The organism is Candidatus Tisiphia endosymbiont of Ditula angustiorana (assembly GCF_964026425.1).
Classification (GTDB): Bacteria; Pseudomonadota; Alphaproteobacteria; order Rickettsiales; family Rickettsiaceae; genus Tisiphia.
In genome coordinates this window covers 34855-50722 of the sequence record NZ_OZ032143.1, presented here as the reverse complement: position 1 = coordinate 50722, position 15868 = coordinate 34855, and the positions used below count along the sequence as shown (strand labels likewise).

The 15868-nt window shown below is 31.9% G+C and carries 13 protein-coding genes; 11 read left to right on the top strand and 2 right to left on the bottom strand.

The features are described from left to right. Positions 1-99 precede the first annotated feature (99 nt). A complete protein-coding gene (gene tnpA, locus AAGD29_RS00275) occupies positions 100-531 on the bottom strand; it encodes an IS200/IS605 family transposase (RefSeq protein WP_341758080.1) in 432 nt (143 codons plus the stop codon). Positions 532-627: 96 nt separating this feature from the next. Next, a complete protein-coding gene (locus AAGD29_RS00270; protein ID WP_341758079.1) occupies positions 628-1374 on the bottom strand; it encodes a 4'-phosphopantetheinyl transferase family protein in 747 nt (248 codons plus the stop codon). A gap of 574 nt (positions 1375-1948) precedes the next feature. Here AAGD29_RS00270 and AAGD29_RS00265 point away from each other — a divergent pair. The 11 genes from AAGD29_RS00265 (at position 1949) to AAGD29_RS00215 (ending at position 15717) form a co-directional block, all read left to right on the top strand. Continuing rightward, entirely contained in the window at positions 1949-4957 is a 3009-nt protein-coding gene (locus tag AAGD29_RS00265) for a LuxR C-terminal-related transcriptional regulator (RefSeq protein ID WP_341758078.1), read from the top strand. A 270-nt stretch (positions 4958-5227) separates the two neighbouring features. Beyond that, positions 5228-5605, top strand: coding sequence for a hypothetical protein (locus AAGD29_RS00260; protein WP_341758077.1), 378 nt, complete (start codon positions 5228-5230; stop codon positions 5603-5605). Between the two features lie 568 nt (positions 5606-6173). Continuing rightward, entirely contained in the window at positions 6174-7709 is a 1536-nt protein-coding gene (gene ltrA / locus AAGD29_RS00255; RefSeq protein WP_341758076.1) for a group II intron reverse transcriptase/maturase, read from the top strand. Positions 7710-7762: 53 nt separating this feature from the next. After that, the gene (locus AAGD29_RS00250; protein ID WP_341758075.1) at positions 7763-8170 is read left to right on the top strand and encodes a hypothetical protein; all 408 of its coding nucleotides are present in this window, start codon (positions 7763-7765) and stop codon (positions 8168-8170) included. Positions 8171-8584: 414 nt separating this feature from the next. Beyond that, positions 8585-9826 carry a hypothetical protein gene (locus tag AAGD29_RS00245; protein WP_341758074.1) on the top strand — a complete coding sequence of 414 codons (1242 nt, stop codon included), beginning with the start codon at positions 8585-8587 and terminating at the stop codon, positions 9824-9826. Positions 9827-10458: 632 nt separating this feature from the next. Then, positions 10459-11508 carry a MobA/MobL family protein gene (locus tag AAGD29_RS00240; RefSeq protein ID WP_341758073.1) on the top strand — a complete coding sequence of 350 codons (1050 nt, stop codon included), beginning with the start codon at positions 10459-10461 and terminating at the stop codon, positions 11506-11508. A 131-nt stretch (positions 11509-11639) separates the two neighbouring features. Further along, positions 11640-12455, top strand: a complete 816-nt coding sequence (locus AAGD29_RS00235; protein WP_341758072.1) for a hypothetical protein — start codon at positions 11640-11642, stop codon at positions 12453-12455. A gap of 63 nt (positions 12456-12518) precedes the next feature. Continuing rightward, positions 12519-13580, top strand: coding sequence for a zinc-dependent alcohol dehydrogenase family protein (locus AAGD29_RS00230; protein WP_341758071.1), 1062 nt, complete (start codon positions 12519-12521; stop codon positions 13578-13580). Positions 13581-13851: 271 nt separating this feature from the next. Next, positions 13852-14040: a hypothetical protein gene (locus AAGD29_RS00225; RefSeq protein ID WP_341758070.1), complete on the top strand. Its 189-nt coding sequence runs from the start codon at positions 13852-13854 to the stop codon at positions 14038-14040. A 289-nt stretch (positions 14041-14329) separates the two neighbouring features. Further along, a complete protein-coding gene (locus AAGD29_RS00220; protein WP_341757404.1) occupies positions 14330-15436 on the top strand; it encodes an ISAs1 family transposase in 1107 nt (368 codons plus the stop codon). Positions 15437-15522: 86 nt separating this feature from the next. Then, on the top strand, positions 15523-15717 hold the full coding sequence (locus tag AAGD29_RS00215; protein WP_341758069.1) for a hypothetical protein: 195 nt from the start codon (positions 15523-15525) through the stop codon (positions 15715-15717). Positions 15718-15868: the final 151 nt, after the last annotated feature.

Sequence of the window (15868 nt, the reverse complement as noted above, 5' to 3'; positions counted from 1 at the left end):
AATATATCTCTTTACATTTGTTATTTGGTTCAGTCAGAACGCCCTCGCTAAGCGAGGGGCTTGACGGTATTGAGCAGCCCAAAGGGCTGCCATTGTTAATTAAAATTCTCCTGTTTCGTCAGAACCTAGACTATCAAGTTGCTCTTGGTTCTTAATGTAGTGTTTGATCTGATTCTCTTCAAATCCCACAGTTGAGACCGCATAACCTCTAGCCCACAACTTCTCTCCATTAAAATTACGCTTTCGTCCACCAAACTGCCTAGCAACAGCTATAGCACTTTTCCCCTTGATATAACCTATTACTTCGGCTACAGAATATTTAGGAGGAATTTTGATGAGCATATGGACATGATCTTGTACCATATGACCTTCTATTATCTTACTCCCTCGTTGAAAAGTTAACTCATGGAATACGTTTCCAAGATATTTTCTAACCTTCCCGTACAATTCTCTTTTTCGACACTTTGGAATAAACACAATATGATATTTGCAATCCCATTTAGAATAATTTAAACTTTCGTATGTTGTCATATATTTTCTCCTTTGACCGTCAAGCCAAAGAAGTTATATATGATAACTTCTTATTTTATACTAAATCTAAAGGCCAAGCCTTGATGGTCTCACTAGTCAAACTAGTGGCTTACCTATCATTGAGTTATTAAAGTATTTTATGTGACTAGATTGTTCTAGTAGTGCTAAAGTCCCAATATATTGTTCAGGAATATGTTGTAGGTCTATCAAATAATAAGGCTCATAAGATGTATGTCGATTATTTACCAACTTTATCTTTTTATCCTCAGTAAAGGCTATTTCTATACTATTTAGAGGTATAGAAAGTCCTATCCCTAAAGCTTTTAGATAGGCTTCTTTACCTGACCATAATTTATAAAAAATTTCTCTTGTATTGGAACTAACCAAATCCTTAAATAAATTAATTTCATTATTGGTAAATATATCTGCATTTATCAGCCAGCTAACATCTTCTTCTTTAGTTAATTCTATGTCGATACCCACTTCATTATGCCTAGTAAATGCTAGAACTATAAAATCATGAGAATGCGAAACATTAAATGATAATCCTATTATGTCGTTTTTTAACTTAGGCTTGCCATATTCATTATATTTAAATTGTACCTCGTTCGCTGATATTCCGGTATAACCAGCTATTATGTATCTCAATAAATATCGTCCCTGAATAAACTTTATTTTATCTCTTGCAAAATAAAATCTTTCTGCCCGTTCTCTCTCTTCTGTTGACAGGCAAGAATATTGTAAATTTAAATTTTTTGGATTTTCTAGTAGATAAGTACTCCAAATATGAACCTCATTTATTTTAAGAGACTCAGTATAGACCTTTTCATTGTAATTGCTCATTTTATTGGATCTCATTTAAGTTTTTCAATAGTCATTACTTCTATATAAATTTTGGTTCTATGTTATTATTCTTATCAATTATTTCTTACACGCTCCTCTTGGCTCATCAATAAAAATCCAACAATATTTTTAAATCCTAGTTTATAGGGTCAATTAAAATCTTAAAAAATAAATATTTTTTAATCTTATTGTATTCTTATGACAATAGGAGCATGCTCAATCACTACAAAGCACCAAACAAAGTGTTAAAAGCATTTATGTAATAACATAAACAAACTGTTGGTGCTGAACTATCAAAGTTATAGTGTTTACAACTATCCTGTGTTTAAGTTAGCCGAGTTAGTAAGAGATATAGCCAACCTTCTTAATAGTGCAGTATTTCAAAACATTAAATTAGAAAATTATTATTATCAATGCTCAGAAAATCAGTAGGTACTGTACGTAAGTAAAAAATACTTAGAAATAATTTTAAAAATCTTTCTATTTATCTTTGCATTTAAAACAGATACCTATAATCTTAAATTAGAAATTTTTAACCTTGTAGGATAATAATAGTTAAAATAAATTAGATTTTATGGAAGACAAAGAGATACTGTGTCCACAAGAGATTTATGAAAAATATCTGATGACTATTGACGGCATAAGATTCACGCCAAGGGAAATAGATATAATAGCATGTATTATGCATGGGAAAAATGCGAAAGGAACAGCCAATTTTCTATCAACTAAAGATAAATCGCTCGAAACCAAGACTATCGAAAGTCATATTCTTAATATTAAACGAAAAATAGCAGCAAATTCCCGAGAAGGAATTATAAGTTTTATAGAGAAATCTGATAAATACAAACTAATACACCGTTATTATTTGAGCTTATTAATCCAACAAGAATTTAATAAAATTCTACAGGAAATTTTAATATTAACAAAATCTGATAAGTTGTCCTTTCTAATTGTTTTACCAAGGTTAGGAAAGGATAACTTAAACTTGCTGGTCAATAAACTATGTATTGATTTACGACTTATAGGCATAACAGTTTCTATAGAGTTTCAAGAGAATCCTAATACTACTCCTATAGTAGTATGCTTAAAGCATAAGGAGATCAGTTCTACAGGCATACAATTAAAACAATGCACAATCTATGTTCTAGCTATAAATGAAGCTAATATACCCGACCAAGAGGAACATTGTTCTATCATTGTAGATGATGATAAAGAGATATCTAAAGTGTTCTTCCTTTTAGAAAAAGAAGAACAATGTATAAAAATATTATCTCAACAAACGAGTCAAACTAATTTTGAATATATTAATCCCTCACAATACAAACTATATCATTTTCTGTTTCTTGAAATCATCACAAGACTTTTCCCTAATACAAATATCGAGAATATTATCCGTAAGTTTAAGGAAAGATATAGTAGTATAATAGAAAATTCTAGTTCAATTTACCCTATATCTCCTTCGGTAAATAGAGATATGCAAAGTGACACAAAAAATATTTATATATTAGTATTTTGCGTAATTAGCATAATTGTTTTGATAATGTGTGGTATTTGCTTTTTTACACTTGAACATAAAGTAAATGTTAGTAAAACTATTAGTAGTCAAGGAGAAGAATCACTATCACTTACAGCACAGAAACCAATAATATCTACAAAAAACCTGACAACTTGGAATGTACCTAGACAAGATTATATTTTTATCGGCAGAAAAAATTTATTGGATGATTTATATAATAAATTACATCACCATCATACACCCCCAACAATCAGTAGTTTAGCAATTAGTGCCTGTGCTGGGCTTGGGGGAATCGGTAAAACACAATTAGCCTTGCAATATATCACTCATACAAAATATCCTTATACGCTTAAAGTTTGGTTTCCTGCTGAAAATGTTGATCATTTATATAACAAGTATGTTGAGTTTGCCAAATTATTAGGATACGCAGAAGTCAATTATACCAAAGAAAGCATTATTGCTTATGTTAAACAATGGCTAGTTGACAATCCTGGATGGCTTTTAGTTTATGACAATGTCAACAACTATCGTGAAATTGAAGCATTTTTACCAAAAGCTGGCGGATATGTTATTTTAACAACTCGTCAACGTTATTGGCCAACAAATTTTTCAATACTGCCTATTGATGTTATGACAGAACAGGAGGCTGTAAAAACAATAAGGTCCTTAATACAGCAAGATACAGCCGAAGAACAAAATGAAATAAAAAAATTAGTAGAAATTTTAGGATACTTACCATTAGCACTAGTACAAGCTGGTGCTTATATTAGGCAAAACCATATAACTATACTAGAATATTTATATCTTTACAAGAGTCATGAAGCAGAGTTACTAGCAAGCAATATTTTACCTGAAGGAACAAATAACCACTCCGTTGCCATAACATGGAATATTAGTTTAGAAGCAATTGTTAGAGAGACTAAGATTAATAATGAACCACCAATAGCTATTGAACTTTTAACAGTTTGTGCTTACCTAGCACCCGATAAAATCTCTCGTAAACTATTACTCGCATGGCTTCAATCAACTTATCCTAATTTATCATCGCCACAATTAACGTTAAACAAGCACATTGCTCTATTGTCGCAATATTCCATGATCAATTATAATGGTAATGATCATATTGCTATTCATCGCTTAGTGCAGGCAGTGTTACGTCACCAACTCCAGCAAACCCTAGACAGTAAAAATAATATTTGTTCTACATTAAATTTAAGATGGTTTGAATCATTATTGCAGTTTTTTATAGATAATGAACATGAGTTTAAGCTTACTAATTCCTTTCAACAACTTATTGAAACTAACCAACAATTTAAAAGTAAATTTAAGGATAACTATAATAAAAATCTTGCGGCAATGGATTTAATGACTTCTTCTGTCTATTTTCATCAAGAAAAATATCAAGAATTTCTAAAGATTCTTGATGAGGTCAATAGATATTTGCAGAAAACTGACGGTTTAGAAATGTTAAAATGTAAAATCTTATATTTATACTCAGCATATTTTTGTAAAATGGGTAATTATCAAAAGGCAGAAGAAAAAATAAATGCAGCAATTAACAGATATAATGATATAAAAGTAAGTAAGTCAATAAAGGATAATGATCTAAAAAATTTAAAGGCAAACTTATTGTTTAATAAGGCTACTTTTGGTTTAGTCAAAAATAAAACAACAACTAAGATTAATAGAAATAAACTAGAAATAGAGATTTCCATTAAATCAATTCAAGAAGCAATAACACTATTTAACAAGACTCATAACACTAGAGGTTATTTGCGATCAATAGCATTGTATGGAAAATTACTTATGTTAACAAACCAAGCTAATAAAGTGATAATAGAGTTTAATAAATATAATAACCTAATTGAGGAAATAGCTGATGATGGGACAAAAATGTTTTTTTATTTAACTTATTCCGATGCTTATCTCAGCAATGGAGATTTCAATAAAGCCTTGAATTATTGTAACAAGGCAAAACAACAAGCAGAAAAACTACATCTTGAACAAGAACTAAATAATATTTATAACAAAGAAAAAACTATTAAAATTTTATTACAGAAAAGTTAGCTAAATTTTACTATAACTATTTATTCCCTGACTATAACAATAAATTTACCCACTGTCTCCGTTTTACCGCTGATCTATCGAATTTCAAAAAAAATACCCTAGGTGCTAAAACTTCTCTGGACTCTGTTAGTGATGAGGGTAATATATTAGTAGTGACCCACGTGGTGTGGTGTTCAAGCACCGAGGTTAGAAACAAAGAATCAGAAAATTTTTAAAATCTAACCCCAGTGCCACTATTTTCTAAAAGAGCAAAAAATAGGAGTTAATTCTATGTTTACCAATATTAAAAATCAACAAAATAATAATAAACAAGATAAATTAACAAGTGATATTTCTTTTGAACTAGAACAAGCTAAGCAAAAACTACAAGCTGATGAAAAATTGACCTATCTAAATCTTAGCAACCATGATATTGGTAGTAGTATCAAACTGCTTAACGAAGCTTTAAAGAATAGTGAAACGGTAACCTACTTAAATCTTCATAATAGTAATATTGACGATAAGGGAGCAAAGATAGTTGCAAAGTTTTTGCAAGACAACAACATAGTAACCAAAATAAATCTAAGCAACAACAATATTAGTTATGAAGGGATAAAACATCTTGTTAAAGCGTTAAATATTAATAACTGCGACACGAGGCTATGTTAAGGAGTTGTCCTCCGCTTCAGAGAGGACCATTCGTACCACCGGATGATGCTAGGGGTCTGAATAAAGCAGCGACCCTGACAAAGTAACGAAACATAAGCAATTATGTGGGGACTGAATCGCGAGAAGATGTTCCTCCTGATAACGACATATTGGGTGAGTGCAAGCAAGCCGGTATGGTGAAGGCAACTGAATCTGTGATAAAGATCGTAAATATAAACAAGTGAAAGTCGTTGATACACTTGAACCAAAATGGTAATGGAAATCGGAGCAATGCATTTATTATACATTCTCGTGGTCATTATATTTCCCGGTCGAAAGCAGACACCTAACCCGGCATACTTCTAACATGGAACGTGGAAACCCTGTACGATTCCTAAAGAGCAATCTTTAGGAATGCATCTCGTGAGGGATACTGATAATCGTGCAGGTTTGGGATGCTGGAAAAAGCTAATGCTGCTTTGTAATGAGGCAGATACTGGTCAAATGATCAGACACGAAAGTGTGCCTACGTCCAGCTGGTTCTAGATAGCAAGAAAATTTGGAGAATCGAAATAATGAAGAAACGCAAATGACAGAAATAGCAATATTTACTGATGCCTCTTCAGCTCTTACAGCTAAAACATGGGATGATCTCTCATGGCAGAAGATTGATAAGCAAGTAACTCGACTACAAATGCGTATTGCTAAGGCAGAACGAGAAGGGAAGAAAGGTAGGGTGAAAGCCTTGCAGAGAATCCTGACTTGCTCATTTTATGCTAAATGTTTAGCGGTAAAAAGAGTTGTACTCAATAAAGGTGGCAAAACACCTGGTGTTGATGGTATTATTTGGAAAACATCAAAACAGAAAATACAAGCTGCTCTATCACTTAAGCGACATGGATATAAACCATTACCGTCAAGGAGGATATATGCGTCTAAGAAGCAACAAGGAAAATTTAGACCAATTTCAATCCCAACTATGAGAGATAAAGCAATGCAAGCCCTGTGGCACATAGCTTTACTACCAATAGCAGAAGAAAGAGCTGACTTAAATTCCTACGGCTTCAGACCGAAAAGATCCACGAAAGATGCAAGTGAACAATGCTTTACTGTACTATCTAGAAAGCGATCTGCTGAATGGATTTTTGAGGGGGACATACATGCCTGCTTTGATAAAATCTCACATCAATGGCTACTAGAAAATATTCCTATGGATAAACAAATCCTTAGGAAATTTCTAAAAGCTGGATTTATGGAAAAGCAAAGGTTATATCCCACAGAGCTTGGAACTGGTCAAGGAAGTATTATTTCGCCAACTTTAGCATTGATGGCATTATCTGGAATCGAACAGAAAATCAGAAGCAGCAATATAAGAATGAGAGTCAAAGAAAAGATCAACTTTATCTCTTATGCGGATGATTTTGTTATTACAGGAAGTTCACCTGAAGTGCTAAAAGAAAAGGTAATACCAATTGTAACAGAATTCCTAGCAGAAAGAGGATTAGAGCTATCGCAAGAGAAATCTAAAATAACCCACATCGACGAAGGTTTTAATTTTTTAGGTTTTAATGTACGTAAGTATAAAGGAAAACTATTAATAAAACCTGCAAAGGAAAATATTAAAGTATTTCTAAAGGACATTAGGAGTAAAATTAAAGATAATTATTCAGCAAAGACAGAAGATTTGATAAACCTATTAAACCCTAAAATAAGGGGATGGGCTAATTATTTTCGTAATGCTGTGTCGTCGAGGGCTTTCTCATATGTGGATTACATGGTTTATACAATACTTAAGTCCTGGATATTACGAAGACACCCTAATAAAAGTAAATCTTGGACTACTAAGAAATACTACATTAGACGTGGGCTAAATAATTGGAATTTTCATGCTATGGTTAAAGATAAGAAAGGAAATAAAATTCCTCTCTACCTATACAAAGCAAGTGAAACTTCTATAAGACGGCACATTAAAATCAGGAGTGAAGTAAGTCCATTTAATCCTGTGTTTAAAGATTACTTTAAACACAGGGATAAGACGGACAATATTAGACTAACAGTGGATGATCTTAGTCCTGAGTTGAGTATAAAACTGCTGGGTGGCAATGCTGCCTTACCTAGAACTTGAGCCGTGTGCAATAAAAGTTGCAAGCACGGTTCTTAGAGGACTGACTCTCAGTAATGAGAGTTGGTTACTCGGCTACTTTGGACGAAATAAACCTTGCACATAATGATATTGGCGATCAAGGAGCAGACATACTAGCTGAATTTTTAGCAAATAATGGGACTCTCAAGCGAATACATCTCAATGATAATAATATTGGTGCTAATGGGGCTTTTCAACTTTGCATGGCTTTAGAATTTAATAGGACTCTAACCGAAATAACGCTTGGTTACGCTTTTTTTTATCATCATGAGGCAGAGGAGCTTGTAAAAAGTCTACAGAATAAAAAGATTGTCAGCAAAATAATGATAAGTTTTTTCGGTCACGAAAATTATGATATTAATTACGATTATATTAATTCTAATTATAATTATTCTACACTATCAGAGTTATTAATCGAGAATTTAAGAGATAACTACAGATAAACTGATGGTATAAATATAAACTAGATATAGATTCCACTACTTTTTCAGTTAGTCTTGTATTGTTATTTTCCTGAAGACTAACTGAAATCCAAATTTATTGGTTTTATTGACGTCATTACCGAGCTTACTTACCTTGACCAATCTCAGATAAAAAATCTAAAATAATTAGCCCCTAACTATAACAATAATTTTACCCACTGTCTCCGTTTTACCGCAGACTTATCGAATTTTATAAAAAAACACCCTAGGTGCTAAAACTTCTCTGGACTCTGTTAGTGATGAGGGTAATATATTAGTAGTGACCCACGTGGTGTGGTGTTCAAGCACCGAGGTTAGAAGCAAAGAATCAGAAAATTTTTAAAATCTAACCCCCGTGCCACTATTTTCTAAAAGAAAAAAACAGGAGCTAATTGTATGGTGACCAATATTAAAAATCAACCACAAAATAATAAACAAATTAAATTAACAAGTGATATTTCTTTTGCACTAAAACAAGCTGATGAAAAATTAACTTACTTAAATCTTAGCAAACATAATATTGGTAGTAGTGGTGGTATCAAGCTACTTAGCAAAGCATTAGAAAAGAATAAAACACTAACCCACATAAATCTTCGTAATAGTAATATTGACGATGAGGGAGTCAATATAGTTGCGAAGTTTTTGCAAAACAACAACACAGTAACCCGAGTGGATTTAAGCAACAACAAAATTGGTGATATAGGTATGCATAGGTTTGCTGAAGCCCTAGAAAACAATAATGCTGTAAGTCACATAGATATGTGCCACAACAAGATTACTAGTAGGGGGGCTATTAGATTTGCCAAAGTTCTAAAAATAAATAAAAATTTATGTCAAATACAGCTAGCAGCAAATCATATTGCTCAAAATGGAGGATTTAGGCTTGCGGAAAGTTTGGAGAACAATAATAATATAACAGCAATAAACCTTAGTGAAAATCATATTGGAAATTGGGGAGCTAGGGAACTTGCTAGGGTTTTAAAACGTAATAACTCTGTAAAATACCTAGATCTTAGAGATATTGATATAGGGGATTGTGGAATAGAGTCGTTAAGTAGTATGTTACGGTATAACGATACTATAACCCATATTAATCTTGCTGGAAACTATATTTGGCCAAAAGGAGCTGAGATACTTAGTAAAGATTTAGAGTATAATGAGACTGTAACCAACATAAATCTTGGTGAAAGCAATATTGGCTATAAAGGAGTAAAGTACCTTGTTAAAGCGTTAGAGTATAATAATACTGTGGACGAAATAGACCTTGAACATAATGATATTGGTGAACAAGGAGCAATAATATTGGCTGAATTTTTAGCAAATAATAGAACCCTTAAGCGATTACATATTAATGGTAACAATATTGGTAATGAGGGGGCTTTACAACTTTTCAAGGCTTTAGAAATTAATAGGACTCTAACCGAAATAACACTTGGTCACAATATTTTTAGTCGTAAAGTAGCAGAGAAACTTGTAAAAATTCTAAGTAATAAAAATATTGTCAGCAAAATAATGGTGAGTTTTGGCGACAATGAAAATTATGATGTTAATCTTAATAATATTGATCCTAAACTAGAGTTATTAATTGAAAATCTAGAGAACAACTATATAGAAACTGATGGTATAACTATAAACTAGAAAAAACCCCACTACTTTTTCAGTTAGTCTTGATATTGTTATTTTCTTAAAGACTAACTGAAATGCAAATTTATTGACGTCATTGCCAATTCTACTTACCTTAGCAAATTTCAGATAAAAAATCTAAAATAACCAACCCAAAAGGAGTCTTGTACGAGTTCAATCTACCTTGTCAAGCAGTTTTATATTATTACAAAAATATTAAATATTTCCAATATATCTGTAATTTTTTGCCTTTTTAAACAAAGAAGTATTTTTATTAAATTTTCTAACCAATTTTCACGTTTGAGTTATTATTACAAAAAGCTTACTTTTAATAAAGTAATTTATAATATTTTCAACTTACTACCAGTTCAATAAAATTATAGATACTTTTTCTTAAATTTATACAGTTCGTTTATTTTACAATCAATTAATATTTTCCACCTATAGCTATTTTTTAGATAAACCATTTTCTTTTTTTACCTCTCTTTTCTTCACCCACCTACCCTACCTAAACAACCCACTTAAGGAGCATTCTGCTGCCTATATAAAGCTTGCCAATAAAATAAACTATGTAGTTACAAGTTAGGTTTTAGCATTTGCTTTTAGAATCCCTCTACCCGCACTTGGGCAAACTAGGTTTACCTAGTTTGCCTGCCCTCAAAGATTCAGTTTTTGTCATTGCTATTACCCAAAACTTACAGCTTATAGCGGTAATAGCAATGGCAATATATCACTGTAATAAATCAGAAGTACGAAGAAGCAAAGGACAAAATGCAGTTGCAGCAAGTAGCTATATTTCAAGAAGTAAATTGCAGTTTTTTACAACTGACCGTAAAACAGGAGAAAAACGCACTATTACCTATAATTTTACCAGTAGAAAAGGACTCGCTCATAGCATAATTCTAGCTCCAAATGATGCTCCTAGTTGGGTGTATGATAGACAAGAATTATGGAATAAAGCAGAAAGTAGCGAAACAAGAAAAAATGCTGAAACCGCTAGAAAGCTAACCATAGCCTTACCAAAAGAATTAACTCAACAACAGAATACTGAACTGACCGAACACTTTGCTTCTGAGTGCCTAGTTAGCCATGGCATGATAGCAGATATAAACATTCATTATGACAATCCAAATAATCCTCATGTTCACATTCAGATGACTACTAGAAAACTACTACGTTTAGAAAATGGCGAAGTAATTTTTGGTGAGAAAGGACGTGATTGGGGAAGAAGAAATTCTTTATATTATTATCGGGAAAATGTAGCCTATTTCATCAACCAATATTTAGAAAAATATGGTCATTTAGCTAAGGTATCGCATTTATCGCATAAAGCAAGAGGAATTGATTTAATACCGACTATCCATGAAGGAACAGCGTGGTATATAAAAGATTCGAAGCTAAAATTAACAAATGTGCAAATACTAAAAGAAAATGCCGCAAAGATTAAAGCAAATCCAGAATTAAGAGAGATAAGTAAACAATTAGTAGCAGAAGATTTAACAACAGAAAATGTTAAGGAAAGTTCTGTCCAAGATTTAACTATTTTAGCAGATGGTAGTAGGCAAGATAGTGAGGTATCTAGCACAACTAGTACGGTAGAAGAATTTAATAATTTTAGCCACTGTCTCCAGTTCAACACTACTAATAATAAATTTTATAAAAAATCACTAATTATGAGCAAAAAGGTGTACTTCTAGGATTAATGAGGATATCTGTGAAGATGACACTACGTGGTGTAGTTGAACACTGAGATTAGAAGCAACAATCGCAAAATTTTTAAATCTAACCTCAGTGTCTATTCTCTATAAGCAAAATAGGAGTTAATTTTATGACTAACGATGTTAAAGATCAACAACAAAATAATTTAATAAATGAAAAAATAAATAATATCACTAATATTGCGGCACAAATACTTAGAGAAGTTTTGCAGAGCAATAATATAGCTTATATAGAACTTATCGATGTTCGTATAGGTTTAGAAGGAATTGAAATACTTGGCAAAGTTTTAGAACATAATGAGCTTATAACCGCAATACGTCTTTGCGACAACGATATTGACCTTGAGGGACTAAGTCTGCTTATCGAACTGTTAGAGAATAATCATAGTTTGATTAATATAGATATTGAATATAACAACATTGGGGTTCAAGGGCTAATCATACTAGATGAATTTCTAGAGAATGATAAAACCATAAAGCAAATAAGTCTTAGAGGCAATGATATTGGTGATGAGGGAGCAGATATACTGGCAGGAGTTCTAACAAATAATGAAATTGTAAAGCAAGTGGATATTGGTAACAATAATATTACTGATAAAGGAGCAATCATATTAGCAAGACTTCTAAAAAACAATAACACTATAAAGAAAATATCTCTTAATAATAATGATATTGGTGATGTTGGGATTGTCCAGCTTGTTAAAGCTTTGGAAACTAATAGAACCATCAGCCAAATAGACCTTAGCTATAACAATATTACTGACAATGGGGCAATAACACTGGTGGGACTTCTAGGGTCTAATAATAAAATTACAAGCAAAATAATAATAGATTTCACAGATTTTGACAATGAAAATATTAGTTATCAAGTAGAAGAGCTGTTAATTGAGACTCTAGAAAGCCACAACAAAAAACAGGGGGTATAATTTTTAAAATATTCATCTTTTAAAATTTAGAGATTAAATAGAAAATGGAGTGAGAAATTGACTATGAAGAATTTTAACCTACCCCAAACCTATAAAGCAGTCATGTATAATTTGTTTGGTAATCCGTCTGAGGTATTAAAAATTGTTAGATTAGAAATACCAACACTTCAGGATAATGAAATATTAGTTCAAATGCATGCATGTGCTATTAATCCTTCGGACTTACTAACTATTAGAGGAAGATATCCTGACAGAGTAGAGTTCCCTAAAATAGCTGGTTTTGAAGGAGTTGGAACTGTTTGTGTTGCTGGTAATGCTAATAATAATCACCTAATTAGTAAAAGGGTACTGGCGTTAAAAGGAAAAGGTACTTGGCAAGAATATAACATTATTCCAACTCAAGAAGCTATTTTAATACCTGATGAAATTGATAATCGAACAGCAGCACAATTATATATTAACCCTCTTACTTGCTGGTTAATGTTAGTTGATAAATTAAAAATTGATAAAAGTGACACTCTTGTAATAAATGCTGGAAATTCAATTTGTGGACATATTATTGCTGGTTTTTCTAAAAGCTTGGGTTTTGATTTGATTTCAATTGTAAGGAGTGTTGAGAATAAAGTTAAACTGGAACAACTTGGTTTGAAGAAAGTGATTAACTCAAACGAAGAAGATATTACTAAGGCTATTTTAAAATTTACAAATAACAAAGGGGTTGATTATGCTTTAGATGCAATTGGTGGTGATGCAGGAGCAACACTGTTAAAAGCAGTTAATCCTGGTGGTAAATTCTTGCAATATGGTTTAATGTCTGGACAACAACTTCCAGCCTCTTTCTTTACTGACGCAATGGAGAAAAATGTACAATTTGAATTTTATCATTTGCGAGATTGGGTGTATAGTAAACCAGTAAGCTATAGACAGCAAATATTTAAACAAATGATAGAGAGTTTTGTTATGGCAGATATAAAAATGCCTATAGATACTGAGTACAATATAGATCAAATTGCAGAAGCTGTTATTATGGCAGAATCCGAGGGAAGAAATGGTAAAATCCTACTTAATTTTGAGCTTAATACAAGTAGCAATACCGCAGAAAAATGCATGTACTATTGTTGGTGAGAACTATGAAGTATATGATTCATAAGGGAGTTTGGGCTTGTGTAATTCATAGACCTTGTTACAAAATAGTAAATAATATTGATGCAATTAAAAAGGTATCTATTGCACCAAGAAATATCATGTTTTGCTTGCAACAATATCACGGTACTCAAATGAAATCTTAAATATTATAGAAAAGATTTCTTGTATATAGGTGAATTTGCAAAATTCTTTTTGCAATATCTATGCTGATTGTAGTAATCTACATTATAGATAGCTGCATTACAAATATATGAAAACTGTTTTACCTGAACGCTCCCTGATAATTCAAGAAAGACTTGATAATATTGTTAGAGAAATTCTAAATGTATCAAAGCATAAGATTGCGATGATTATTTTATTTGGCTCTTACGCTAGAGGAGATTGGGTACAAGATGAGTATAAAAAACAGGGCGATTTAAAAGTCGCAACTAAAGATTAAATATCTGTTGGAGTTATAATCTAATATTAGCTTGGGTTTAGAAGGGAAAGTGATAGAATTGTAGTAAGAATATTTGGTATAAGCTTGAAAAGTTTGGATAATATTTTGCCGTTGTAATGATTATATTGCAAGGATTGTAGCCTGAACGTTAATTATTTCTGGCTAATATGTAGAACGATTAAAAATTTTTAAAAAATTAGATGAAAGTAAAGAAAAATCTAGAATATAATAGATGATAATAGTATAAGTACTCCGTTAAAGATTTTTCAACTATAAATAACGGAGCATTATGAGTATATCTTTATCTCTAGAAAAAGTCAAAGATTTTAGAAAAGCTCGTGGTAAGAGATATAGTGCAGCGAGTGTTATAAAACTTATAGTAGTAGGTTTATTAAGTAATAGAAATAATTTAAAATCTATTTCTAGATTTGCTAAAAGTTTTAGCCCAAAAGAATTGGTAATGTTAGGTTTTAATAGGAATAAAGCACTTTGCTATAGTAATTTAACACTAATTATCCGTAAAATTTCTCCAGAGAGTTTAAGGGAAGTGATATTAGAACTAATCCAATATATATGCCAAGTTAAGAACATAGGTTATGATGTTATTCATATTGATGGAAAAACCCTGTGTGGTAGCAATAGCCATGGGAAAGAAGAGCAAAGGCAAATTTTGACTGGGTTTAGTAGCCAGCTTAAAGCTATTACTGGCTTTATAGAAATAGAAAATAAAAACGAGTATGGTTCTATGCTAGAGTTTTTATCAGAATACGATATTAAGGGAAAAATTGTGACAGCAGATGCATCATTTTGTCATGAAGATATATGTGAAGAAGTTGTTAAACAAGAAGGAGAATTTGCTTTTACTCTGAAAAGTAATGAACCTAATTTGCATTATTATAGCAGCAAAGTTTTTGATGAAATAGCAGAAAAAGGGCAAGAAGTCAGGAGTTTTGAAGAAAATACCGATTTACAACATGGGAGAATAGAGAGAAGAAAAATTGAGGTAATTGATATGCCATTTGAATATCTGAACGGCTTTCGGCACATCAAACAAATATGTAAAATTAGCCGAGAGCGAGATAAGAAAAATAAAACTAATAGCTATGAACAAGAGAATGTGTTTATGATAACAAGTCTCGGAAGCGAGTTTAATCCAAAGAGCTTGCTAAAGTTCAATAAGAATCATTGGTCATGTGAGAATAATTTAAATTGGGTCAAAGATACAGTTTTTGGGGAAGATAAGTCAACTATAAGTATAGGAAAGGCTCCCTTGGTAATGTCATTACTCCGGACAATAACTATTTCTGTAATAACTTTATTTTCAAACAAAATTACTGAAACCAGAGAAAATTTTAATAATTATAGACACAAACTATTTAAGGTTATGACAACTTAAAGTTGCGACTTTTAAATCGCCCTGATATACTACTCATAAATGAAGGGTTGCAAAGATAGGAGAGATATTATAGAGTATATGACATTATGAGCAAGAATGTATTGACAGAAGAACAAAGAGAAAAGTTGAAGGAACGTCATAAGACAGAACGAGACGGACGGATATGTGATCGTATTAAGGCAGTTTTGATGTATGACGATGGGTATAGTAATGTAGAGATTGCTAAGGTACTACTCCTGAGCCACGAAGCGATAAGAAAACATATTGTTGATTATAGCTAATTTATTTGATCTCAAAATGCCCCAAATGGTAAAATCTGCAAATTATAACATGTAGTCAGTAAAGAAAATTTAATTTTTTAGACATTGTACCTCATACTAATCCCGTCTCGTAGCATAATTTTTGTTCCTCTCCATCTGGAAGATAAGACGC